At 47.9% G+C, this 23497-nt stretch carries 20 protein-coding genes and 2 tRNA genes; 16 read left to right on the top strand and 6 right to left on the bottom strand.

What is annotated here, in order from left to right; translation table 11 throughout:
• The first annotated feature begins 5 nt into the window (after positions 1-5).
• The 9 genes from accB (at position 6) to DET62_RS07415 (ending at position 9816) form a co-directional block, all read left to right on the top strand.
• The gene (accB, locus tag DET62_RS07455) at positions 6-461 is read left to right on the top strand and encodes an acetyl-CoA carboxylase biotin carboxyl carrier protein (RefSeq protein ID WP_011235511.1); all 456 of its coding nucleotides are present in this window, start codon (positions 6-8) and stop codon (positions 459-461) included.
• A 20-nt stretch (positions 462-481) separates the two neighbouring features.
• A complete protein-coding gene (gene accC, locus DET62_RS07450) occupies positions 482-1831 on the top strand; it encodes an acetyl-CoA carboxylase biotin carboxylase subunit (RefSeq protein ID WP_011235512.1) in 1350 nt (449 codons plus the stop codon).
• Positions 1832-1834: 3 nt separating this feature from the next.
• Positions 1835-2716, top strand: a complete 882-nt coding sequence (gene prmA, locus DET62_RS07445) for a 50S ribosomal protein L11 methyltransferase (protein WP_110013379.1) — start codon at positions 1835-1837, stop codon at positions 2714-2716.
• A gap of 124 nt (positions 2717-2840) precedes the next feature.
• Positions 2841-3812 carry a tRNA dihydrouridine synthase DusB gene (gene dusB, locus DET62_RS07440; RefSeq protein WP_110013380.1) on the top strand — a complete coding sequence of 324 codons (972 nt, stop codon included), beginning with the start codon at positions 2841-2843 and terminating at the stop codon, positions 3810-3812.
• Positions 3813-3819: 7 nt separating this feature from the next.
• Positions 3820-4113, top strand: a complete 294-nt coding sequence (gene fis, locus DET62_RS07435; RefSeq protein WP_011235515.1) for a DNA-binding transcriptional regulator Fis — start codon at positions 3820-3822, stop codon at positions 4111-4113.
• Between the two features lie 78 nt (positions 4114-4191).
• A complete protein-coding gene (purH, locus tag DET62_RS07430; RefSeq protein WP_110013381.1) occupies positions 4192-5748 on the top strand; it encodes a bifunctional phosphoribosylaminoimidazolecarboxamide formyltransferase/IMP cyclohydrolase in 1557 nt (518 codons plus the stop codon).
• A gap of 86 nt (positions 5749-5834) precedes the next feature.
• Positions 5835-6662, top strand: coding sequence for a class I SAM-dependent methyltransferase (locus DET62_RS07425; protein ID WP_110013382.1), 828 nt, complete (start codon positions 5835-5837; stop codon positions 6660-6662).
• Between the two features lie 18 nt (positions 6663-6680).
• Positions 6681-7964: a phosphoribosylamine--glycine ligase gene (purD, locus tag DET62_RS07420; RefSeq protein WP_110013383.1), complete on the top strand. Its 1284-nt coding sequence runs from the start codon at positions 6681-6683 to the stop codon at positions 7962-7964.
• A 73-nt stretch (positions 7965-8037) separates the two neighbouring features.
• Entirely contained in the window at positions 8038-9816 is a 1779-nt protein-coding gene (locus DET62_RS07415) for a bifunctional diguanylate cyclase/phosphodiesterase (protein WP_110013384.1), read from the top strand.
• Here the strand turns inward: DET62_RS07415 and DET62_RS07410 are convergent.
• On the bottom strand, positions 9800-10165 hold the full coding sequence (locus DET62_RS07410; protein ID WP_011235520.1) for a DUF413 domain-containing protein: 366 nt from the start codon (positions 10163-10165) through the stop codon (positions 9800-9802). The two genes, DET62_RS07415 and DET62_RS07410, sit on opposite strands and share 17 nt — an antisense overlap.
• A gap of 207 nt (positions 10166-10372) precedes the next feature.
• On the opposite strand from DET62_RS07410, the gene DET62_RS07405 reads away from it, so the two are divergent.
• The gene (locus tag DET62_RS07405) at positions 10373-11368 is read left to right on the top strand and encodes a DUF4382 domain-containing protein (protein ID WP_110013385.1); all 996 of its coding nucleotides are present in this window, start codon (positions 10373-10375) and stop codon (positions 11366-11368) included.
• Positions 11369-11407: 39 nt separating this feature from the next.
• Here the strand turns inward: DET62_RS07405 and DET62_RS07400 are convergent, their stop codons facing one another.
• Complete coding sequence (locus DET62_RS07400) at positions 11408-12631, bottom strand: Nramp family divalent metal transporter (RefSeq protein WP_110013386.1); 1224 nt, start codon at positions 12629-12631, stop codon at positions 11408-11410.
• 166 nt (positions 12632-12797) lie between these two features.
• On the opposite strand from DET62_RS07400, the gene DET62_RS07395 reads away from it, so the two are divergent.
• The 3 genes from DET62_RS07395 to DET62_RS07385 all read left to right on the top strand — a co-directional run bounded on the left by DET62_RS07395 (position 12798) and on the right by DET62_RS07385 (position 16780).
• Positions 12798-14639, top strand: coding sequence for a GNAT family N-acetyltransferase (locus tag DET62_RS07395; RefSeq protein WP_011235523.1), 1842 nt, complete (start codon positions 12798-12800; stop codon positions 14637-14639).
• Between the two features lie 2 nt (positions 14640-14641).
• Complete coding sequence (locus tag DET62_RS07390; protein ID WP_110013387.1) at positions 14642-15559, top strand: histone deacetylase family protein; 918 nt, start codon at positions 14642-14644, stop codon at positions 15557-15559.
• A 75-nt stretch (positions 15560-15634) separates the two neighbouring features.
• Positions 15635-16780 (top strand): dicarboxylate/amino acid:cation symporter, encoded by a 1146-nt coding sequence (locus tag DET62_RS07385; protein ID WP_110013388.1) that lies wholly within the window; start codon positions 15635-15637, stop codon positions 16778-16780.
• Between the two features lie 72 nt (positions 16781-16852).
• Here the strand turns inward: DET62_RS07385 and DET62_RS07380 are convergent.
• The 3 genes from DET62_RS07380 to orn all read right to left on the bottom strand — a co-directional run bounded on the left by DET62_RS07380 (position 16853) and on the right by orn (position 17664).
• Positions 16853-16928 (bottom strand) — tRNA-Gly (locus tag DET62_RS07380).
• 40 nt (positions 16929-16968) lie between these two features.
• Positions 16969-17044 (bottom strand) — tRNA-Gly (locus DET62_RS07375).
• A 68-nt stretch (positions 17045-17112) separates the two neighbouring features.
• The gene (orn, locus tag DET62_RS07370; protein WP_110013389.1) at positions 17113-17664 is read right to left on the bottom strand and encodes an oligoribonuclease; all 552 of its coding nucleotides are present in this window, start codon (positions 17662-17664) and stop codon (positions 17113-17115) included.
• Positions 17665-17733: 69 nt separating this feature from the next.
• Here orn and rsgA point away from each other — a divergent pair, with 69 nt between their 5' ends.
• From rsgA to DET62_RS07355, 3 genes are read left to right on the top strand one after another with little or no spacing between them, the layout of a single operon-like run.
• On the top strand, positions 17734-18777 hold the full coding sequence (gene rsgA / locus DET62_RS07365) for a small ribosomal subunit biogenesis GTPase RsgA (RefSeq protein ID WP_110013390.1): 1044 nt from the start codon (positions 17734-17736) through the stop codon (positions 18775-18777).
• Between the two features lie 2 nt (positions 18778-18779).
• A complete protein-coding gene (asd, locus tag DET62_RS07360; RefSeq protein WP_110013391.1) occupies positions 18780-19658 on the top strand; it encodes an archaetidylserine decarboxylase in 879 nt (292 codons plus the stop codon).
• On the top strand, positions 19655-20383 hold the full coding sequence (locus DET62_RS07355) for a glycerophosphodiester phosphodiesterase (protein ID WP_110013392.1): 729 nt from the start codon (positions 19655-19657) through the stop codon (positions 20381-20383). Before asd ends, DET62_RS07355 begins: the two co-directional genes overlap by 4 nt.
• 12 nt (positions 20384-20395) lie before the next feature.
• Here DET62_RS07355 and DET62_RS07350 read toward each other — a convergent pair whose 3' ends face one another.
• On the bottom strand, positions 20396-23494 hold the full coding sequence (locus DET62_RS07350) for an efflux RND transporter permease subunit (protein ID WP_110013393.1): 3099 nt from the start codon (positions 23492-23494) through the stop codon (positions 20396-20398).
• Positions 23495-23497 lie beyond the last annotated feature (3 nt).

The following is a 23497-nucleotide window of genomic DNA, read 5'->3' as shown; positions in this document are numbered from 1 at the left end:
TTAGCATGGATATCCGAAAAATTAAGAAACTGATCGAGCTCGTTGAAGAATCTGGCGTAGCAGAACTGGAAATTACCGAGGGCGAAGAGTCAGTTCGGATTAATCGTTACAGTGCGCAGCCTGCACCGATGCAATACGCGCCACAACCGCAACACGCCCCTCAGCAAGCGCCACAATCAGCTCCGGCAAGCCAGCCAGCGGCTGAACCAGCCAGTGAAGAAATTAGCGGCCACGTTGTTCGCTCTCCTATGGTTGGAACCTTCTACGAAGCTCCATCTCCTGATGCAAAGCCTTTCGTTACTGTTGGCTCTCGCGTTAATGCCGGCGAAACACTGTGCATTATTGAAGCAATGAAAATGATGAACCAGATTGAAGCAGACAAATCCGGTGTCGTTAAACAGATTTTAGTAGATAACGAAGAGCCGGTTGAATTTGATCAGCCACTGTTTATCATCGAATAAAGTAACCGCAGGTATTTGTCATGTTAGATAAAGTGGTCATTGCCAACCGTGGCGAAATTGCACTGCGCATACTGCGAGCCTGTAAAGAGCTCGGCATTAAAACAGTGGCAGTTCATTCAACGGTTGATAGAAACCTTAAACACGTTTTACTTGCAGACGAAGCAATTTGCATAGGTAAAGCGCCAGCGAACGAGAGCTACCTGAACATTCCCCGTATTATCAGCGCCGCTGAAATTACGGATGCAGCAGCTATTCACCCGGGTTACGGCTTTCTGGCCGAAAACGCCGATTTTGCTGAACAAGTCGAACAATCTGGCTTCATTTTTGTTGGACCAACGCCGGATCTTATCCGTCTTATGGGCGACAAAGTATCAGCCATTAAGGCAATGAAGAAAACCGGCGTTCCTTGCGTTCCGGGGTCGGATGGTCCTTTGGATGACGACGACGAGCGTAACAAGAAACTTGCTAAGCGCATTGGTTACCCCATTATTATTAAAGCAGCAGGCGGCGGCGGTGGTCGTGGTATGCGGGTTGTGCGCGAGGAGAGCGAGTTACTCAGCTCTATCACTATGACTCAGAACGAAGCTCGCGCAGCCTTCGGTAACCCTGTTGTCTATATGGAAAAATTCCTTGAAAACCCTCGCCATGTGGAGATTCAGGTTCTGGCCGATGGACAAGGCAATGCCATTCATTTAGGTGAACGTGACTGCTCGATGCAGCGCCGCCACCAGAAAGTGGTTGAAGAGGCACCTGCGCCGGGTATCACCCCTGAAATGCGTAAATTTATTGGTGAGCGTTGTGCCAAAGCTTGTGTAGAGCTTGGCTACCGTGGCGCTGGTACATTTGAATTCTTGTACGAAAATGGTGAATTCTATTTCATTGAAATGAACACCCGTATTCAGGTTGAGCATCCGGTTACCGAGATGGTCACAGGTATCGACTTGATTAAAGAGCAGCTGCGCATTGCAGCCGGTCGCCAGCTTTCGGTCAGCCAGGAAGATGTTGTCATTCGTGGTCATGCCATTGAATGCCGGATTAACGCCGAAGACCCTGAGACCTTTACACCGTCACCGGGCACTATCACCCGTTTCCACTCGCCGGGTGGCTTTGGTGTGCGTTGGGACTCACACGTTTACGCGGATTACAAAGTACCGCCGAACTATGACTCGATGATAGGTAAGCTGATTACTTACGGCGAAAACCGTGATATTGCTATTGCCCGTATGCGTAATGCCTTAAATGAATTGATCATCGAAGACATTAAAACCAATATTCCTCTGCAAAAATCAATTATGGCAGATGAAAACTTCCAGCACGGTGGCACCAATATTCACTACCTTGAGAAAAAACTTGGTATAGGCGGGCATTAATTAATGCCCTGGATACAACTCACCCTTTCCTGTAGTGAAGAGCGTGCGCCCCAAGTGGGTGACATGCTCATGGCTAACGGCGCTCAGGCGGTAACTTACCGCGACGGCGCCGACACGCCCATTTTTGAACCCCGCCCCGGCGACGTTATATTGTGGGAACACACTCTAGCCACGGGCTTATTTGACGCCGACGCGGACATCAAAGCGATTATTGCCAACCTGAAACAGTCGAACATTTTCGGCAGCGATTTGCAGTACAAAGTCGATGCACTGGAAGACAAAGATTGGGAACGCGAATGGATGGATAACTTCCACCCTATTCAGTTTGGCGAGAACCTATGGATTTGCCCTAGCTGGCGGGAAATACCAAAACCTGAAGCCGTTAATATTTTGCTCGACCCCGGCATGGCTTTTGGTACCGGAACGCACCCAACAACCGCTATGTGTCTGCGCTGGATAGACGCCAACCCACCAACCGGAAAAGCCGTTGTGGATTTCGGTTGTGGCTCAGGAATACTAGGCATTGCCGCGTTGCTATTTGATGCTGAACACGTCATTGGTATTGATATTGACCAACAGGCTCTGGTTGCTACTAAAGATAACGCCGAACGTAACCAAGTGGGTAATAAGTTTAGTCTGTACCTGCCAAGCCAACAACCTGAAACACAGGTTGACCTGGTGCTAGCCAATGTCCTTGCCGGACCTTTACGAGAGCTTGCTGATACCATACTCGGATTTGTGGCCCCGGGAGGGCAACTGGTTTTATCCGGTATACTGGAACGGCAAATAGAAGGGGTTATTGAGGCTTACCAACCGTACATTAAATTCGACACCCCGACTATAGACGGCGACTGGGCAATGCTCAGCGGCACCCGCGTTGGTTAACAAGCGTACGCTTTGTCAATAGTAAAAAATGAAAAAAAGACTCAAATTGCGTAATAAATAGCCTTTTCTTTATTGCGCAAATTCCCTAAAATTCCTCACCCTTTCGCTGAGTAGTTTTTAACCGATGCGGATTGGTCCATATCAACTCGACAATCAGGTCATATTAGCTCCCATGGCTGGAGTTACTGATCGGCCGTTCCGTCAGCTGTGTTACAGCACGGGGGCCGGGCTTACAGTATCAGAGATGCTGTCCAGTAACCCTAAGGTATGGCAGACCGATAAATCCAGGCAACGCATGGATCATTCGGGAGAGCTGGGCATTCGTGCTGTGCAGATAGCGGGCTCGGAACCGACATTAATGGCCGAAGCAGCGCGCGTGAATGTGAGTATGGGTGCGCAGATTATTGACATAAATATGGGCTGCCCGGCGAAAAAGGTAAATAAGAAGATGGCTGGCTCGGCGCTTATGCAACATCCCGAGTTAGTAGAAGAGATATTAACAGCTGTGGTTGCAGCTGTTGAGGTTCCGGTAACACTGAAAACCAGAACCGGTTGGGATCCCGAACACAGAAACGGTATTGATATAGCGCAGCTGGCAGAACGTTGCGGTATTCAGTCTCTTGCCATTCATGGTCGTACTCGTGCCTGCATGTACAAAGGCATTGCCGAATACGACACCATTAAGGCAATTAAGAAGGCTGTTTCTATCCCGGTAGTGGCTAACGGCGATATCCGTACACCACTGCAGGCTCAACAGGTTTTAGAGTACACCGGAGCCGACGCCATTATGATTGGTCGCGGCGCGCAGGGTAACCCCTGGCTGTTTAGAGAAATTGCTCATTTTCTTGAAACAGGACAGGAGCTAAGCCCGCCGTCCTTAACCGAAGTGGCTGAGACCGTTATTCATCACGTTGGCAAACTGCACGAATTTTACGGCAGTTACCAGGGTGTCAGAATCGCCCGAAAACACGTTGGTTGGTATTTAAAAGAACAAGCCAGCAATGATGAATTCAGGCAAACATTTAATCGTCTTGAGGATGCCAGCGAGCAACTTAAGGCACTTGAAGATTATTTTGTCACTGTAGAGAAGAGATAAGCGCATTATGTTTGATCAAAACCCTAGTCGTGAGAACGTATCTCCCCTAACCACTATCGGCAATAACGCACAGCCAAAGCCATTGCGTGATTCCGTAAAACAAGCATTGAACAGTTTTCTGCGTCAGCTTGATGGTCAGGATCCTGAAGAACTTTACGAGTTGGTGCTATCTGAAGTAGAAGCACCGTTACTGGAAGAAGTCATGACTTACACCCGGGGTAATCAAACCCGCGCCGCAACCATGTTAGGCATTAACCGCGGCACCTTACGCAAGAAGCTGAAAAAATACGGCATGAATTAAGAAGTTTTTTGGGCGCCTTTTGGCGCCCTTTTTTTATTAACCTCCCCGTAAGTTAACTCAGTATAGAAAGGCAAAACAATGGAAACCCGTCCAATCCAACGCGCTTTAATCAGTGTTTCTGATAAAACCGGTATTGTTGAATTCGCTCAAGCTTTGGCTCAAAAGAACATTGAAATTCTCTCTACTGGCGGTACAGCCAAACTACTCCGTGACTCAGGCATTGCCGTTATTGATGTTTCTGAACATACCGGTCAGGAAGAGATTATGGGCGGGCGGGTAAAGACACTGCACCCTAAGGTTCATGGCGGTATTTTAGGTCGCCGCGATGTCGACCAGGGTGTTATGCAGGAGCAAAACATCACGCCTATCGATATGGTTGTCGTGAACCTGTATCCCTTTGCTGAAACGGTTGCCAAAGAAGGTTGCTCTCTGGAAGACGCTATTGAGAATATTGATATTGGCGGTCCAACTATGGTTCGTGCAGCAGCGAAAAACCACAAAGACGTGACTATTGTTGTGAATGCCAGTGACTACCAGCGCGTGCTCGCTGAGCTCAATGAGCAAAATGGGGTCAGCCACAGCACTCGCTTTGACTTAGCAGTAGCAGCATTTGAGCACACCGCTCAATATGATGGCATGATTGCAAATTACCTCGGCAAGCAGCTGAGCGAAAACGATTTTGCGCGCACGTTGAACCTGCAGGTATCAAAAAAGCAGGACCTACGCTACGGCGAGAACTCACATCAGGCAGCGGCATTTTACGCAGAGCGCAATGCACCAAAAGGGACAGTTTCCAGCGCGACTCAAATTCAGGGCAAAGCGTTGTCCTTTAACAATATTGCCGATACAGACGCGGCACTTGAGTGCGTAAAAAGCTTTGTTGAACCAGCCTGCGTTATTGTTAAGCACGCAAACCCTTGCGGTGTTGCAATAGGTGAATCTATTTCCGACGCTTATGACCGCGCCTTTAAAACCGACCCAACTTCCGCATTTGGTGGCATTATTGCTTTTAACCGCGAGCTGGATGAAGCAACCGCAACCGCTATTGTTGAGCGTCAGTTTGTGGAAGTTATTATCGCTCCGAGCGTCAGTGAAAGCGCCAAGACAGCTGTTGCCGGCAAAAAGAACGTTCGCTTACTGGAATGCGGTGAATGGTCAGATACGGTTGAACAGCTGGATTATAAGCGCGTCAACGGTGGCTTATTAGTACAGGACACGGATAACCAGGACTTCATTCAGGATGACCTAAAAGTGGTTACGGAAAAACAGCCAACAGATGCGCAAATGACCGACTTATTGTTTTGCTGGAAAGTGGCTAAGTTTGTTAAGTCTAATGCCATTGTTTATGCCAAAGACGGTATGACCGTCGGTGTTGGTGCAGGCCAGATGAGCCGGGTTTATAGTGCCAAAATCGCTGGTATTAAAGCCGCTGATGAAAACCTCAGCGTACCAGGTTCGGTCATGGCGTCGGATGCTTTCTTCCCGTTCCGCGATGGTATAGATGCAGCAGCTGAAGCAGGCATCACCGCTATTATTCAGCCAGGCGGTTCCATTCGCGATGAAGAAATCATTGCTGCCGCCAATGAACACGGCATCGCGATGGTCTTTACCGGCATGAGACATTTCCGTCACTAAGCACCTCTGCTGATAAGTACAGCATTGCGTCAGTAACGTTTGGGGGCTAGTCTTATAGGCTAGTTCTCAACTCTACAGGTGATAGTATGAAAAAAATAATAACTTCTGTTTCCGCCATTGCACTAGCAAGCGTCCTTGGCGCCTGCTCGCCGGCTCCTGAAGCCGACTCTTTGCAAGCTGCTGTTGACCATGAATCACGTACTGACAAGTATCAGGCTCGTGACGAGTTCCGCCATCCCCAAGAAACGTTAGAGTTCTTCGAATTAGAGCCAAATATGACGGTCGTTGAAATTTGGCCGGGCGGCGGTTGGTACACTGAAATACTGGCACCTTACCTTGCCGAAGAAGGACAGCTTTACGCTGCACATTTTCCTGAAGATTCAGGAAGCGATTATTACCAGCGTTCACTGGAAAAATTCAAAGAAAAATTAACCACCAACCCGGTTTATGGGAATGTCAATTTAACTGAATTTGCCCCGGGTTCTGATAGCGAAATTGCACCGGCAAGAAGTGCCGATAGAGTTATCACTTTCCGCAACCTTCATAACTGGTATATGCAAGAAGGTGAAGAAGGCGTAGTGCAGGCATTCCGTCAGTTTTATCAAACACTAAAACCCAATGGCATGCTGGGTATCGTTGACCACCGTCTGCCTGAGTCGAAAGAGGCTGAAGCATTCAAAGATTCGGGTTATGTAAAAGAAAGCTGGGTCATAGACTTAGCCGAGCAAGCAGGCTTTGAGTTTGTCGCCAGTGCCGAAATCAACGCAAACCCGAAAGATACAGCCGACCACCCTAAAGGCGTATGGACTTTACCTCCAACCCTAACTCTGGGTGATGAAGATAAAGAAAAATATGAAGCCATTGGTGAAAGCGATCGTTTCACCCTGAAGTTTCGCAAACCCGTTACAGACTAACAGGACAAAGCTAACCTTATGAAAGTATTGGTCGTTGGCGGCGGAGGCCGTGAACACGCTCTGGCGTGGAAAGCAGCACAATCAAACCAAGTTGACTGCGTTTATGTCGCACCCGGTAATGCAGGTACAGAGCGTGAGCCAAACCTGACGAATGTTGCTATTGGTGCTGAGGACATTGAGAGTTTGCTCAACTTTGCTAAAAGCGAAGACATTGAACTGACTATCGTTGGCCCTGAAGCACCGCTCGTTGCCGGTATTGTTGATCGCTTTAACGAAGCCGGACTGGCAGCCTTTGGCCCAACCGCAAAGGCTGCACAGTTAGAAGGCTCTAAAGCCTTCAGCAAAGACTTTTTGCAGCGTCACAGCATACCCACCGCCGACTACCAAAACTTTACCGAAGTTGAGCCTGCTAAAGCTTATGTCGCTGAAAAGGGTCTTCCTATTGTCATTAAGGCCGACGGACTGGCCGCTGGCAAAGGCGTTATTATTGCCGAAAGTCAGGAACAGGCAGATGCCGCTATTGACGACATGCTGGCCGGTAACCGTTTTGGTGATGCCGGTCACCGCGTGGTTATCGAAGAGTTTTTACGTGGCGAGGAAGCCTCCTTTATCGTAATGGTTGACGGTAAACATGCCATACCTTTTGCCTCAAGCCAGGACCATAAGGCTCGCGACAACGGCGACAAAGGCCCAAATACTGGTGGTATGGGCGCCTACTCTCCGGCTCCGGTCGTTTCTCCGGCCATCCATGACTGGGTTATGCGTCATGTCATTAAGCCTACAGTGGACGGAATGGCTGCAGAAGGTGCGCCTTACAAAGGCTTCCTATACGCGGGTTTAATGATAGCCGAAGACGGCACCTCCAAAGTCCTGGAATACAACTGTCGCTTTGGTGACCCGGAAACTCAGCCCATTATGATGCGGCTGAAGTCTGATCTGGTCGAACTTTGCCTCCAGGCAATTGAGGGCAAACTCAACCAGGCGCCTATCGACTTTGACGAGCGTGCCGCAGTTGGTGTGGTTATGGCCGCTGGCGGATACCCTGAAAGCTATGCAAAAGGTGACGTCATTCACGGTTTGCCGGATCACGCACCTGAAAACCAGAAAGTATTCCACGCCGGTACTAAAATGGATAACGGTAAAGTGGTCACTAGTGGTGGTCGAGTTTTGTGTTGTACGGCTTTGGGTGACACTGTTACAGAAGCACAAAAACTAGCATATCAACTGGTTGATCAAGTGAGCTGGAATAACGTCTATTACCGTACTGATATCGCTCACCGCGCAATAAAACGCGAAGGCTAAATACTTACCTCCTGTCATAGCACTGTCATAAAATAAAACTAAGCTTTTATGTTGTGCTGTAACAGGGGGTTCCATGTCAGGGTCTGATTTAACTAAAGAGCTGCTTAGCCTTATTCAGGACAAACAGCTTTATCCTCTATTCCAGCCCGTTATGGACACTTCCCGTGGAATTGTTATTGGCCACGAAGCTCTTATTCGCGGGCCTAAAGGACATCCACTTGAATTCCCGGATCGCCTATTTTCTCTCGCCAGCCAGGCACAGTTACTGTCTGAACTGGAACTAGCCTGTCGCTCGGCAGCTATGGAAGCGTTTCAAAAAAACGCTATGCAGGGAAAGCTGTTTCTTAACGTAAACCCTAACGTGTTGCAGGACGACAGCCACCCTCATGGCTCAACGTTACGCTTGTCTCAGCAATTCGGCATAGCGCCGGAACAAATCGTTATCGAAATTTCAGAGCGCTATCCAATTGAAGACACCAAGAACTTAAAACACGCCATTATTCACTATCAAAAACTGGGGTTTATGATAGCAATTGATGATTTAGGAGCCGGTTACTCAGGCCTTAAGCTCTGGTCAGAATTGCGTCCTGACTATGTGAAAATTGATCGATACTTTATTCATTCTATTGAAAAGTCCTCTGTAAAAAGAGAATTTGTACAAAGTATCTTATCGCTAGCCACCAGTCTGCGCACAAAAGTTGTCGTGGAAGGCATTGAAACGCCAGATGAGCTTGAGCAACTGCAAGCTATGGGAGTTAATTATTGTCAGGGGTTCCTGCTTGGCAGGCCCGCGCCTTATCCGGTGTTGGAGGTTCCGTCCTCACTACTGTTACCGCATCATCATGTTGCATTAAACTACCAAAGTACTATCGCCAGTGTGGTTGATACCATTCATTGCGTATCAGCTCATACGCGCTCATCTGAAGTACTAGATACCTTTACACAAGACAAAACCTTATCTTCACTGCCCGTTATTCATGAGAAGAAAGTCGCCGGAATTATTCGCAGAGAAAAAATTATGGAGTTCTTTTCCGGTTCCTACGGTCATGCGCTTTATGCCAACAAACCGGTTTCATACATAATGGACGAACACCCTCTTTCCGTTGACTGGCAAACGTCGCTGGAAGAGGTGAGCCAGCTTATTACCGATAACGACGAAGTCGATATTTATCAGCACATTATTGTGACTAAAAGCGATGTTTACTACGGTGTGGCATCCATTAAAAACCTATTACGCAGAATCACCGAATTAAAAGTTAACAATGCACGACATGCTAACCCCCTAACCCAACTGCCGGGCAACGTTGCCATTAACCAAATTATTGAAGAGCAACTTTCCCGAGTGCGATCATTTCACGTCGCCTACTTTGATCTGAACCATTTCAAGCCCTATAACGACATTTATGGGTACGAACAAGGCGATCAAATTATCAAATGGCTGGCGCAGATACTGCAAAAGCAACTATTCAGGCATGGTCATTTCATTGGCCACATTGGCGGGGACGACTTTGTGGCCATTTTCAAAGACATAGATAAAGAACAAACCGAAGAGCAATGTAATAAAATTATCAGAGACTTTGAGCAGGATATTACCCGCTTTTATCATCAGGAACACATTGATTTAGGAGGCATAAAAGCGTTATCCCGAAACGGTACGCCGGTTTTTTACCCTTTACTGGGCCTTGCTATAGGAGTTGTTCAGCCTGATCCTTCCGAGTGTTTATCGCATCACGATGTCGCACTGCTGGCCAGTGAAGCCAAAAAAGAAGCGAAACAATCTGACGGCAGCCGTTGCTACATGTGCCACCGCCAAAAACCCAGACGTTTACGCCAAATCAGTCCTCAACAATAAGGTCATCTTCGGTGTCCGAGGCTGAACTGAAAGTGTCATCAGCAAATTTACCCCGACCATACATACTGGCAACTTTAGGGCGATGAATTCGTGCCTGATACTTGGCCCAAACCTTTTCTACAGTACTTACCGGAGCTTGCTCACCTTTGCACGCGGCCAGTAATTCAATGTCTTCTTTTAACGTCGGCTTAAATTCACCGTTCAGCATGGCTGTAATCAAACAACCATAATGAGTCAATGCATCGCTTTCACGAATTGAAAAGTCGCCGGAGCGTGAAAAGCCATAAGGATAGTTGCGGAAATCGTTAAACGGTTTCTTTAACAGTGATTCACGGGTCATCTTGGTCATGGGTAAGCCCTTCCTACAGACTAAAAACCGAACAAAAGTCTGTCGTTGTATACGACAAAGACGATATAGAGCTAACTCAGAATTTTGTCAATGAAAATTTTTGTAAAATGCCTTTTAACAAATTTTTACAGCATCTATAAATTAGCCTCACGTAATCAAATATGTCACTTTGTTTCAAATTATTTCGCGAGTAAAAGGAAGAGCACTATGAATAAGTTAATGTTAACAACTCTGGCTACCGCTACATTAGGTCTGGCTGCATGCGGAGGATCAGATAGTAATGACACTAACGATGTCGCTCAGTTCTCTTTAGGTATCAGTGACGCCCCTGTCGACAATGCAGAATCTGTTGTCGCCTGCTTTAATGCCATTGAGCTTACGGGAAATGGCAGCTCTCCGCGGACTTTCACAGTTGGTGAAGATATCGAGGCTCCTGAAGAAAATGATCTTTGTACTAATGAGGAAGGCCAGCCCATAGCCAACACCATAGGTATTAACTTATTAGAATTCACCGGCAACGATTCAATGATGTTTCTGGAAGATGCTGAAATAGCAGCCGGACAATACGGTCAACTAAGACTGGTTATGGCGGATGGCTCATACATTATGACCGACACAAATGGTGACGGCGAAGCCGAGAAGGTGAGTATTCAAGTCCCTTCTAATGAACTTAAACTAGACGGCTTTATTGCCGATGCCGGTGGCAACCTTAACTTTACTGTCGAGTTTGACTTACGCAACTCAATGACAAATCCGGTAGGCCAAAGCCACTATATTCTTAAACCCAGAGGCGTTCGTTTAGTTGATAATTCTGCAGTCGGACACCTGAAAGGAACCGTAGCTGAGGGTGCGCTGCTGTTTAACGACACTTGCACCGTGGCACCGGAAAACACAGATGAGCCAGTAGCTTACGTCTATCTATACGAAGGTAGTGATCTTGACGAAGCAACTCTGGCTGATAACGGCGGTTCGGAAGAAAATACGCCATATGCCAGCACAGCGGTTTACTTTGATGGGGTTAATACCTACGACTTTTCGCTTGGGTTTATTGCCGCAGGAGACTACACCGCCGCGCTAACCTGTAACGGTGACGACGACCCTGAAGCCGATGACGAAATTAATTTCTTATTTGCTGAAAATGTCAGTATTGAAGCGTCCAGCGAACCGCAAGAACTTGAGTTTGTTGGTGCCGCCAGCGAGTAACCTCAAATTAAAATAAAGCTACAGGGACGTAGCTTTTACCTACCAAAACCCAAAAGCGGAACCAAGACTTCTGCCACTCAGCACTACAGAAATCAGAAAAATAATTGCGGCTAAAATATTTTGCAGCAGTGAGTTGCGATATTTCCCCAACAGAGGGCTTTGACAAAGCCACCAGAGAAATCCGACTATTATGGGCAACAAGATGCCATTAGCCACCTGTGCAAACCAGATAACAGTTACGGGCTTAATACCAACGCTAGAAATAATAATGCCAATTACCAGAATCGTGAACCAGATAATCCGAAAAGCTCTGCTGCGTAAATTAACCGACCAGCCCATAATTCCACAAAGCGCATAAGCACTGGCTAAAGGCGCGGTTGTTGCCGACGAAATACCCGCCGCAAACAACCCTATTGCCATTAAATAAGTGGCTCCGTCTCCAAACAATGGTCTTAAAGATTCAGCCAAATCGCCAGCACTCTCTATCTCAACTTGCTGACCAAAAAAGGCCGAAGCAGCTGTAGCCACAATGGCCATAGAAATAAGGCCGCCAAAAGGAATAGAGAGGAAAAGATCACGCCGCGCGGCTGGCAATTCTTCTGCTGTTTTCCACTTTTTTGAAACACTGGATGCGTGCAGGAATATATTATAAGGAACCACAGTTGTGCCAATTAAAGCCACAACTGTTAAAGTCGCTCCGGTAGGCATGGAAAAACCAAAAGTACCATTGAATACCGCCCCCCAGTCAGGGTCTGTTAATAAAAACGTACCGATAAAAGCCACGCTCATTAGCAGCACCATAACGATAAGAGCTCGCTCTATCACCCGCGCATTCCCGGACCAGAGTATCAATAGCGCAATAATACCAATGATAAGCGCCCAGGCATTACTCAGCCAGACATCAAGTACAGGTACCGGTCCAAGCAGTTCGCTTGCACCCAGGCTTGCCCCGGAAAGGTTGCCACCCTGATAGACACTATTGCCAATAGCTATAGCACTAAAAATGAGCAACAGCGCCATCCACCTAAGCCAGCCAGAGGTTAAATTATTACGAATATTCTCGCCCAGACCAGCTTGAGTGACTAACCCAATACGGGCAGACATTTCCTGCAAAATGACACAGGCGACAACGGAAAACAGCAATGCCCACAACAATGCATAACCAAAATTAGCTCCAGCTAATGAAGCAGTAACTACCGTACCCGGACCAATAAAAGCCGCAGCGACCAGAGCGCCTGGGCCAAAGTTAGACAGTTTCAACATAAGTATTCCTGTGCCCCGGAGACAACAGAAAATTTAATTTTTTGATTAACCCATTTATTGTTTTTATTTTGCATGGGAAGCATGTCCGTTTGACGGTAATTTAACCGCTGAGTCTATCTCACTTTAGAGGATTGCACAAAGCACCTCACTGCGGTAAAACAGTGCTATGACAAAGACAAAATTAGACTGGTCAAAAATACTGAAATCCGGGCAGAGGATCTTTATAGGTTCTCACGCGGCGGTGCCTACGGCCCTTATTGATGACCTGATAGAAAATTCGAAAAACCTGCACGATATTGAAATTGTGCAGTTAATGACGCTGTCTGATAACAAATGGGCAGGCCCTCAGTATCAACAACTCTTTAAGGTAAACACCTTTTTTATTGGTGGGGATACAGTACGAACTGCGGTTAACGAAGGACGCGCAGATTACACTCCCAGCTTTATTTCTGACATTCCTAATTTATTCAGTAACGGAATTCTGCCGCTGGATGCGGCCTTAATTATGGTCAGCCCCGCCGACAAGTACGGCTACCATTCTATGGGCGTGTCGGTTGATGTGGTTGCCGCGGCAGCTAAGTCTGCCAATACGGTAATAGCGCAGGTTAACCCTAATATGCCGGTTACCTATGGACAGTCGTTTCTGCACACGAATCAGATTCACCATTTTTGGGAACATGCGGCGCCACTACCGGAGCTGCCGCCGCCAAGCCTGGAAAACAATAAAATCATTGAACGTATAGGCCAGTACATTGCTTTGCTGGTTGAAAATGGCGCTACTCTGCAAATTGGTGTGGGTACCATTTGCGCGGCGGCACTGCGTTACCTGAGCAATCACAAAGATCTTGGCATTCACAGTGAGCTTATCACTGACGATGTTATGCACCTTATGCTCAAAGGGGTCATCAACAATCGTAAAAAAACCTTTCACCCGAACAAAATCGTCACCAGTTTTTGTATGGGTTCTAAAGCTCTGTATGACTTTGTTGATCACAACCCCCACGTTGGCTTTTACCCTAGTGAGTACGTTAACTCACCGGCCAATGTCGCCCGCAACGACAAACTCGTGGCTATTAATAGCGCCATTGAAGTGGACTTAACCGGACAGATTGTTTCCGACTCCATAGGACATCAGTTTTATAGCGGTATTGGCGGGCAAGTTGACTTCAGTCGTGGCGCTTCCTTAAGTAAGGGGGGTAAGCCCGTCATTGCTCTGCCGTCAACCACCGAAGACGGCAAAGTATCGCGCATTGTGCCTTTTATTCGTGAAGGAGCCGGAGTGGTCACCACGCGAGGGCACGTGCATTATGTCGTAACCGAATTTGGGGTGGCGTCGCTGCGCGGAAAAAGTATCCGCGAACGCGCATTAGAGCTGATTCGTGTTGCCCACCCTAAATTCCGTAGCCATCTGTTACAGGAAGTACGCAAACACTACTGGGTGCCCAACTATCAGCAACAAACCCCTGTCGATGTGCCTGAACTTGGTGACATCGGCTTTAAAAAGCTAAAAATTAATAATGAGTCTTTCGACTTAAGACCTCTCTATCCATCAGACGAACGACGATTGCAGGAGTTTTTCTACTCTCATACCAAAGAAACTCTGCAGTTACGATACAACGCAGTGCCCACCAACATGACCCGGGAAAAATCCTGTAACTTGGTCAGCGTTGATCAGTCCAGAGACCTGGCCCTTTGTATTGTTCGCCAGAAGGGCTCAGCGGTTCAAATTCAGGCCGTAGGGCGTTACTACTTCATTGAGTCTCAAAATAGCTGTGAAGTGGCTTTTGTTACCCGTGAGAAGTATCAGGGGCGGGGCATGGCGGGCATGTTACTGGATGAAATGATCCGTATTGCCAAAGAGCGCAAGCTGGACAGTATGCAGGCCTATGTTCTGGCAGCTAATAAGCCCATGCTCAGCGTGTTCGAGCGCGGAGGCTTTAAGCGCCTACCCAGTGAAGAGCCCGGAGAAGTGCTGCTGAAACTCGAGCTGAACGAGGATGCAGACTAGCTATGTCTATCGTTGTCTTTAGTCATTCAGATTGCCTGGAGCATATTCCGGATGAACAACACCCAGAGTGCCCGGCTCGCATAGCGGCCATTAACGACCAGTTGATCCGCTCCGGAATGGACTTTGTTCTGGTAAGAAAAGACGCTTCCGACGCGCCACTTGAGGCTATTTACAGAGCCCATACCAAAGAGCATGTCGATTTTGTTTTCGCGCAAATTCCGGAGTACGACCACGAGTGGATTGATCCGGACACCTTAATAACCGCAGGCAGTAAAGCCGCCGCCCTGAAGGCTGCCGGAGCCGCCATCAATGCAGTGGATGATGTACTGACCACTTACAACAAGCAGGCCTTTTGTGCCGTGCGCCCGCCCGGACACCACGCCACCCGCGACAAAGCGATGGGCTTCTGCCTGTTCAATAATGTTGCTATTGCCGCTTACCATGCTCTGGAAACGCACGGGCTTGAACGCGTTGCCATTGTCGACTTTGACGTGCACCACGGCAATGGAACAGAAGACATTGTTCAGAACGATGAGCGTATTTTATTTTGCTCTTCCTTTCAGCAGGCGTTCTACCCCTTTACCGGTGAAGACACCAGTGCCAGTAATATCCATAATGTGCCCTTACCGGCAGGATGCAAAGGCCCACAATGGCAAGAAGCCGTTAGCCAACAGTGGTTTAAGGCGTTAGATGACTTTGCACCACAACTCATGCTGATTTCTGCAGGCTTTGACGGCCACGCCGAAGACGACATGTCGCAGTTCTTACTGAAAGAAGAAGACTACCACTGGATAAGCCTCAAGCTTAAAGAAATTGCCGATAAACATTGCGACGGCCGTATCGTATCTACGCTCGAAGGCGGGTATAATCTCAGCGCTTTAGGCCGCAGCGTGGTTGCGCATTTAAAAGGCTTGCTTTAATTAGCTAAGGCTTAGATAGCGCCTAAAACAGCAGGCCTCCATTCGTAAAAACATTCATAAAAAGAGTCGAGTATTATGGGATTAATTCTTAAGCTAGTTGCGGGTATTGTCGCAGGTATTCTCATTGGGCTATACCTGCCCGAGTGGGTCAGCCAACTGTTATTGACCTTTAAAGCTCTGTTCGGTCAGTTGTTATTCTTTACCATCCCATTACTTATTTTATTCTTCATTACCAGCGGTATTGCCAGCTTACCAAGCAACTCCGGAAAAATGCTGGGGAAAACCTTAGGTATTGCTTATGCCTCTACCGTCATCGCGGGTATTGTTGCGTTTTTCGCCGCCAGCCTTGTCGTGCCCTGGCTGACCACCGATGCTCAAAGTGTTTCTACCGAAGCCAAAGCTACTATAGAACCCTTTATTGAGCTGTCAGTTCCACCACTTATGGAAGTCATGTCAGCCCTGGTTTTAGCCTTCATATTCGGGCTGGGCATTGCCAGTACTAAAGCAGAAAGTTTGAAAAAACTGTCGGAGCAAGGCCGCGACATTATCGAGCTGCTACTGGTTAAAGTTATTATTCCATTACTGCCGCTGTATATTGCCGGTATCTTTACAGAAATGGCCGTTGCCGGCACGGTGTTTAATACCCTGAAAACATTTGGTGTCATTCTCATACTTGCCGTTGCCCTGCACTGGGTTTACATCACCTCTATGTACATTATGGCGGGCATAAAAACCGGTCGTTCGCCACTGTTTTTAATCAAAAATATGCTGCCAGCCTATTTCACCGCGTTAGGTACTATGTCCAGTGCCGCGACTATTCCGGTCACCCTGCAAAGCGTGCGTAAAAACAAAGTCGATAACGACGTAGCCAACTTTACCGTGCCACTTTGCGCTACCGTTCACTTAGCCGGCTCCACAATTACCATTGTCAGCTGTGCGGTCGCGGTTATGGTGCTGCATAATTCGCTGGCCATTCCCGGTTTCTTTACCATGCTGCCGTTTATTTTAATGCTTGGCATTGTCATGTTAGCCGCACCAGGTGTGCCCGGCGGCGCCGTTATGTCAGCGGTTGGCTTATTAGGTTCAATGCTGGGCTTCGGCGAAACCGCTATCGCCTTAATGATAGCCTTGTACATGGCACAAGACAGCTTCGGTACCGCCTGTAATATTACAGGTGATGGCGCTATTGCTATGTTTGTAGATAGTTCGAAGAAGAGTTAGTAAACGAAGGTTCAGAACACCTTGTCGCTGGTGCGTATTAAATTCAATTTAAACGTACTAGCGATTAAAACTTGGAGCGGGAAACGAGATTCGAACTCGCGACCCCAACCTTGGCAAGGTTGTGCTCTACCAGCTGAGCTATTCCCGCGTATTGGTACTTATTGCAGTATTTCTGGAAAGACTGACGTTGGAGCGGGAAACGAGATTCGAACTCGCGACCCCAACCTTGGCAAGGTTGTGCTCTACCAGCTGAGCTATTCCCGCTTCGTCAGTGCGGCGTGTATTCTACTGATACCACCGATAAGGTCAATAGTTTTCACGCCGCAATTGGTTTATTTGCTGAAAAAATGCTCTCGATAGTGCTGTAATTCTGCAATAGACTCGCGAATATCCGCTAAAGCCTCATGCGCACCTGACTTTTTAAAGCTATTAGCAACTTCCGGGTTCCAGCGTTTGGCCAGCTCTTTTAATGTGCTGACGTCTAAGTTCCGGTAATGGAAAAAAGCTTCCAGTTCAGGCATATGCTTTGCCAGAAAACGGCGATCCTGACAGATACTGTTACCGCACATTGGCGATACGCCAGCGTCAATGTAATGCTTTAAAAACTCAATGGTCTCTGCAGCCGCTTTACGCTCGTCGTGCTGACTCTCCTTTACCCGCTCAACGAGACCGGAGCCGGTGTGCGTTTTTACGTTCCAGTCGTCCATTCTGTCCAGGTACTTTTGTGGCTGATGAACCGCAATAACAGGCCCTTCGGCCAGAGTGTTTAACTCGGCATCGGTGACTATGGTAGCCACTTCAATAATGTGATTTTCATCAGGCTCCAGACCTGTCATTTCAAGGTCAATCCAAATTAAGCGTTGTTTCTTATTGTCCTCGGTCATTACCCTGCTCTCTCAATACAATTTGTTGTATGATAGCGTCATTTCTAGCACGACAACAGGTTAACGGGCTTGGTAAAACGCAGACGTCTTAACAAAGGTCAGCAACGGCAAGTATCAGTCAATCAGAAAAAGCGACTGAAAAACACCGATATAGAGTGGACTGACAGCCAGCTTAATGCACCGGAACCCGGTCGCGTTATAAGCCGCTTCGGCCAACATGCCGATATCCGTGACGAGCAGGGAAACACCTATCGCTGCCATATTCGCAGAGTTATCAGTAGCCTGGTCTGTGGCGACAGTGTTTTATGGTCCAGATCTTCGGTTGAGCAACAAGGAATGCAGGGTGTTGTGGTTGCCGTTCAGGAACGCGACAGCTTGCTTTCTCGTCCCGACTACTACGACGGTCTTAAACCGGTTGCCGCTAATATTGACCAGATATTTATTATCTCTAGCGTATTGCCGAGCTTCTCCTCCCCGATTATCGATCGCTACTTAGTCGCTTGCGAAGACATTGGCATAGAACCGGTTATTGTCCTGAATAAAGCCGATTTACTGCCGGAAATAGACGAAGAAGAGCGCAACCATATCCAGCAGCGCTTAAAAGACTACGAGAGTATTGGCTATAAAGTCCTTAACGTCAGCAGTGCGACTCAGGATGGTCTGGATGCCCTGCAGGACATGCTGAAAGACAGTATTTCTATTGTGGTTGGGCAGTCCGGGGTGGGTAAATCCTCGCTGGTCAATCAACTATTACCTGAGGTGAACGCCGAGACAAATTTCGTGTCCGATAATTCAGGATTAGGACAGCACACAACCACGGTTGCTACTTGGTATGATTTAAAGCAAGGCGGCGCACTGATTGACTCTCCCGGAATTCGGGAGTTTTCATTGTGGCATCTGGAACCCGAACGAATAGCTCGTTGCTATGTGGACTTCCGCGACTATTTAGGCGGCTGTAAATTCCGTGACTGCAAACATGCAGACGACCCGGGTTGTGCATTACAGGAAGCTGTCAGCAACAATCAATTGCATGACTGGCGTCTTTCTAATTATCATCGCATTATTGAGACTATGAAAACACAAAAGCCCAGTCGGGCAATTCGAGGTAAATAACTGTGGCTAAGACCGATAAAGTCAAAATCTTCTTCCAGCATGTCATGCCTAAGCATTTAATTTCCCGCTTAATAGGAAAGTTTGCTGCGGCGCGTGCCGGATGGTTTACTCAGCTGTTTATCCGTTGGTTTATCCGACAGTATAAAATTGATATGAGTGAAGCCATTGAAGAGTCGCCAACAGCTTATAAAACCTTTAATGCGTTTTTTACCCGCCATTTAAAACCTGAGCTCAGACCCTTAGAAGCCAGCGAAAGCGAACTGGCTCATCCGGTCGATGGTGCTGTCAGCCAATTGGGCGACATTGAAAACGGACGTATTTTTCAGGCCAAAGGCCACGATTATTCGTTACAGGAATTACTGGGAGGCAATGAAGAAGACGCGAAACCTTTTGTTGACGGTAAATTCGCGACTATTTATTTGGCGCCGAAAGACTACCATCGCATTCATATGCCCTGCGACGGCGTGCTGAAAAAAATGATTTATGTGCCAGGTGATTTATACTCTGTTAACCCGTTAACGGCGGCTAATGTCCCTAACCTTTTTGCCCGAAATGAGCGCGTAGTTGCCATTTTTGATACCGAAATTGGCCCCATGTCATTGGTATTGGTTGGCGCTACAATTGTTGCCAGTATCGGTACTGTATGGTCCGGTACCATAACGCCTCCTACCGGCGGGCGTATTCAAAGTTGGTCATATCCAACCTCGGGGCACTCTGCTATACACCTTAAAAAAGGTGAGGAAATGGGCCACTTTAAACTGGGCTCGACCGTTGTGTTGACCTTTGCTAAAGACGCCATTGAGTTTGACGATGAACTTAAACCTCAATCAGTGACCCGCATGGGTGAAGTCATGGCAGAAATAAAAGAGAGCGACGATTGATTTTATGGGCTCACCGAGGAGCCAGTTATGAGGCTCCGGAAAACACGCTCGCCGCATTCTCGCGCGCAATGGACAGCGGAGTGCATGGCATAGAGCTGGATGTTTACGCCATTGACGGTGAGCGTTTTGTCTTTCACGACCGGTATTTAGAACGCCTGACAGCCACCCCGGGCAGATTAAAAGATTTAACCGCAGAGCAAATTCGGCATCTGAAAGTCTTCGGTCAGCAGTCTATACCCACGCTTCGAGAAGCTTTAGCTCATATTAACGGACATTGTCATGTCAACATCGAGCTTAAAGGCGATGTGCCGACCAAGGAGCTATTACTGGACGTTGATTACGCTCTGCAGAACTCGAATTTTAAGCCCGAGCAACTGCTGGTTTCGTCTTTTAACCACCATTGGTTACAACGCCTTAAAAAGCGTCGTCCCAGCATTAAAATTGGAGCGTTAAGTGCCAGTTGCCCTTTGAGTTATTGCTACTTCGCTGAAGAACTCAAAGCCTTCTCAGCTCATTTCGCTGTCGACTTTGTGACACCTGAGTTAGTCGCAGATGGTCATCGCCGGGGCTTACAAGTTTATGTCTATACTGTGGATGGCCAGCACGACATTGAAGAACTGCACGCAATGGGAGTCGACGGTATTTTTACCAATCACCCTAGTTATGCACAAAACGTCGTTGCCGGCCTGACCACTGCCGGCAACGAACCTATTCTGCACTATTAGCACCGCAGACCATCAACTATGATGGTCCGGGTACTCTTCCTGTAAAGATTCCAGCTTACGTGTGATAGCCATTGGTGAGCTGGTATTCTTCGCCAGAGCGATATACAGAGCAGGAATAACAAATAACGTCAAAAATGCTGACACTGCAACCCCGGCAAAAATAACCGTACCAATGACCATACGGCTTTCAGCTCCCGGCCCAGAACCGAGGATAAGTGGCACGGAACTCATTAGAGTTGTGAACGCCGTCATAACAATCGGTCGTAAACGCTGTTGCGCAGCTTTAAGCACGGCTTCTTTGAACTCCACTCCTGAATCACGCAACTGATTCGCAAATTCAACAATAAGAATACCATTTTTCGCTGCCAGACCAATGAGCATCACTATGCCTATCTGACTGTATATATTGATGCTCATTCCGGCCAGATACAGCGCCATTAAAGCCCCAACTATAGCCATAGGTACCGCCAGCATAATGACCAACGGATGAATAAAGCTTTCGAACTGCGCCGCCAGAACCAGGAAGGTAATGACCAATGCCAACCCAAAAACAAAGACAATTGAACTACCACTCTCTTTGTACAGTTGAGACTCGCCTTTATAGTCAATTGAAACGTCTTCCGGCAGTTTTTCCTGCACCACGCCTTCCAGATAACTTAAGGCTTCACCCAGTGAATATCCCTCAGCCAGATTCGCTTCAATGGTGACACTGCGCATGCGGTTGTACCGGTTCAACCGGGCTGAAGTGGCCTGCTCAGTAATGCTTACAAGGTTAGAAAGCGGAATCAATTCATCACTTTTGCGTGAGCGAACATAGATATTATCTATAGCGCTGGGGCTACGGTAATCCGCTTTCTCGCCTTCCAGCATCACGTCGTACTCTTCGCCCCGGTCAAGGTAGGTTGTCACTCGTCTCTGACCTAACACAGACTGCAAGGTAATACCGATATCCTGCACCGAAACGCCCAGGTCGGCAGCACTGGCTTCATCTACCTGAATTAATAGCTGTGGCAGAGTTTCTTTATAATCACTGTCCAGGTTCTGCAACCCGGGGTTCGTAGAGGCTTCTTCTATAACAATGTCACGAAACTCCGCTAAGCGCTCATAGGTATTCCCCTGCAACACGAACTCGACTGGCCGGCCGCCTCCGCCGCTAATGCCGCTGCGCATAAAGGCGAACGCCTGAACGCCAACAACCGAGTCCAGTTGAGAGCGCATTTCTTCCATAAGATCAAAACTTGACCAGTCTCGCTCATCAAACGGAATAGCCCCAACAATAGCAATACCGGCACTACCGCCCCAACCGGGCGCACGAACAATCAAACGGTCAATCTTACCTTCATCAATGTAAGGCAGAAGAATCTGCTCTATTTCGTCCATATGCCTGGAGCTAGACTCAAAACTGGCACCTTCGGCACTGCGCACCTGAATGTAGAAAGTACCGCGGTCTTCGGGTGGCGCAAACTCTTGTGGAATAAATCTGAATAAACCAAACGCAACAACGCCCGACATCACCACCAGCACTATCGCCATCATGGGACGCTTAACGCTTTTCTCAAGCACGCGGCGGTAGCCTTGTTCCAGCCAGCTGAAGGTTGCATCAAAAGCCTTGCCAAATTTACTGCTACGCTCTTTTTTACTCAGTATTTTAGAGCTCAGCATTGGTGTTAACGTCAGTGCGGCAATACTGGAGAAAGCAACCGCAGCGGCTATGGCAAGAGCAAACTCAGTAAAAAGCTTACCGATATTTCCATCTAAGAAAGCCAGAGGTACAAATACCGAAATCAGTACCAGAGTCGTCGCAATAACCGCAAAGCCCACTTCTCTGGCCCCACGGTAAGCCGCCAGGATAGGAGGCTCTCCCTCCTCTATGCGGCGATAAATATTTTCCAATACCACAATGGAGTCATCAACCACCAGGCCAATTGCCAGTACCAGCGCCAGCAGGGTTAACAAGTTTATGGAGAAGCCCAGCGCAAATAGCACCATGTAGGAAGCGATAATAGCCACGGGTACTGTCAAGGCAGGCACTATGGTGGCTCTGATATTCCCTAAAAACAGGTAAATAACGACAATAACCAGCGCCATTGCCACAGCCAGGGTGTTATAAACTTCGTCAACTGAGCCCTGAATGAATATCGACGAGTCGTAACTGGGTGCCAGATACATGGTTTCAGGCAGGGTCTCCTGAATTTTTTTCATTTCCCGGTGAACGTTTTTCACCACATCCAGGGTGTTACCTTTCGACTGCTTAATGACACCCACACCAACCATGTTAACGCCGTTACCACGGAAGTCGGTTTTGTCATCTTCTGCACCCAGTTCTACCCGGGCAACCTCACCCAGACGGACTAAATAGCCATCGTCGCTTTGTCGTATCACCAGGTTTTTAAAGTCTTCCGGCGATAAATACGCACGCGCCATACGAACCGAGAATTCTCTGTCGGTTGACTCGACTTCACCCGCCGGAAGCTCAACGTTTTCTTCACGCAAACGGCTGACAATATCGGTTACCGTTACCTGTCTTGCGGCCATTGCATCACGATCCAGCCAGACACGCATGGCATAACGACGGTCACCACCAATGACTACCCGCGCGACACCATCGGCAACTGAAAGACGGTCTACGATGTATCGCTCCGCATAGTCAGTCAGCTCCAGAATCGACATGCTTTCACTACGAAGGTTATACCAGACAATGGTACTCTCATCGCTTGAGGCCTTTGAAACTTCAGGGGGGTCAGCTTCTTCCGGCAGGTTATCAAGTACCCGGGACACCCGCTCACGAACGTCGTTAGAAGCGGCATCAATGTCGCGAGTCAGATTAAACTCTATACTGATACTGGAGCGCCCGTTGCGGCTGCTAGAGCTAATGTTTTTAATCCCTTCTATGCCACTAATACGGTCTTCGACTAACTGCGTGACCTGAGTTTCTACAACTTCGGCAGAGGCACCGGGGTAGTCTGTATCAATAGTAACTATGGGACGATCAATATCCGGATATTCTCGCAATGGCAGCATGGTAAAAGCCACAATACCGAAGACCACCAGCAGAATATTCAGTACGGTTGCAAAAACCGGACGTTTTACAGAAAGGTCTGACAACAACATAAT

It is taken from the genome of Idiomarina sp. H2, from assembly GCF_004364275.1.
Classification (GTDB): Bacteria; Pseudomonadota; Gammaproteobacteria; order Enterobacterales; family Alteromonadaceae; genus Idiomarina; species Idiomarina loihiensis.
Note: the sequence above shows the minus strand (reverse complement) of the source record. Positions and strands in the feature narration are given on the sequence as shown.

Coding starts and splice junctions, on each gene's coding strand:
- accB (WP_011235511.1), top strand. CDS start 6: ATGGATATCCGAAAAATTAAGAAACTGATCGAGCTCGTTGAAGAATCT.
- accC (WP_011235512.1), top strand. CDS start 482: ATGTTAGATAAAGTGGTCATTGCCAACCGTGGCGAAATTGCACTGCGC.
- prmA (WP_110013379.1), top strand. CDS start 1,835: ATGCCCTGGATACAACTCACCCTTTCCTGTAGTGAAGAGCGTGCGCCC.
- dusB (WP_110013380.1), top strand. CDS start 2,841: ATGCGGATTGGTCCATATCAACTCGACAATCAGGTCATATTAGCTCCC.
- fis (WP_011235515.1), top strand. CDS start 3,820: ATGTTTGATCAAAACCCTAGTCGTGAGAACGTATCTCCCCTAACCACT.
- purH (WP_110013381.1), top strand. CDS start 4,192: ATGGAAACCCGTCCAATCCAACGCGCTTTAATCAGTGTTTCTGATAAA.
- DET62_RS07425 (WP_110013382.1), top strand. CDS start 5,835: ATGAAAAAAATAATAACTTCTGTTTCCGCCATTGCACTAGCAAGCGTC.
- purD (WP_110013383.1), top strand. CDS start 6,681: ATGAAAGTATTGGTCGTTGGCGGCGGAGGCCGTGAACACGCTCTGGCG.
- DET62_RS07415 (WP_110013384.1), top strand. CDS start 8,038: ATGTCAGGGTCTGATTTAACTAAAGAGCTGCTTAGCCTTATTCAGGAC.
- DET62_RS07410 (WP_011235520.1), bottom strand. CDS start 10,165: ATGACCAAGATGACCCGTGAATCACTGTTAAAGAAACCGTTTAACGAT.
- DET62_RS07405 (WP_110013385.1), top strand. CDS start 10,373: ATGAATAAGTTAATGTTAACAACTCTGGCTACCGCTACATTAGGTCTG.
- DET62_RS07400 (WP_110013386.1), bottom strand. CDS start 12,631: ATGTTGAAACTGTCTAACTTTGGCCCAGGCGCTCTGGTCGCTGCGGCT.
- DET62_RS07395 (WP_011235523.1), top strand. CDS start 12,798: ATGACAAAGACAAAATTAGACTGGTCAAAAATACTGAAATCCGGGCAG.
- DET62_RS07390 (WP_110013387.1), top strand. CDS start 14,642: ATGTCTATCGTTGTCTTTAGTCATTCAGATTGCCTGGAGCATATTCCG.
- DET62_RS07385 (WP_110013388.1), top strand. CDS start 15,635: ATGGGATTAATTCTTAAGCTAGTTGCGGGTATTGTCGCAGGTATTCTC.
- orn (WP_110013389.1), bottom strand. CDS start 17,664: ATGACCGAGGACAATAAGAAACAACGCTTAATTTGGATTGACCTTGAA.
- DET62_RS07350 (WP_110013393.1), bottom strand. CDS start 23,494: ATGTTGTTGTCAGACCTTTCTGTAAAACGTCCGGTTTTTGCAACCGTA.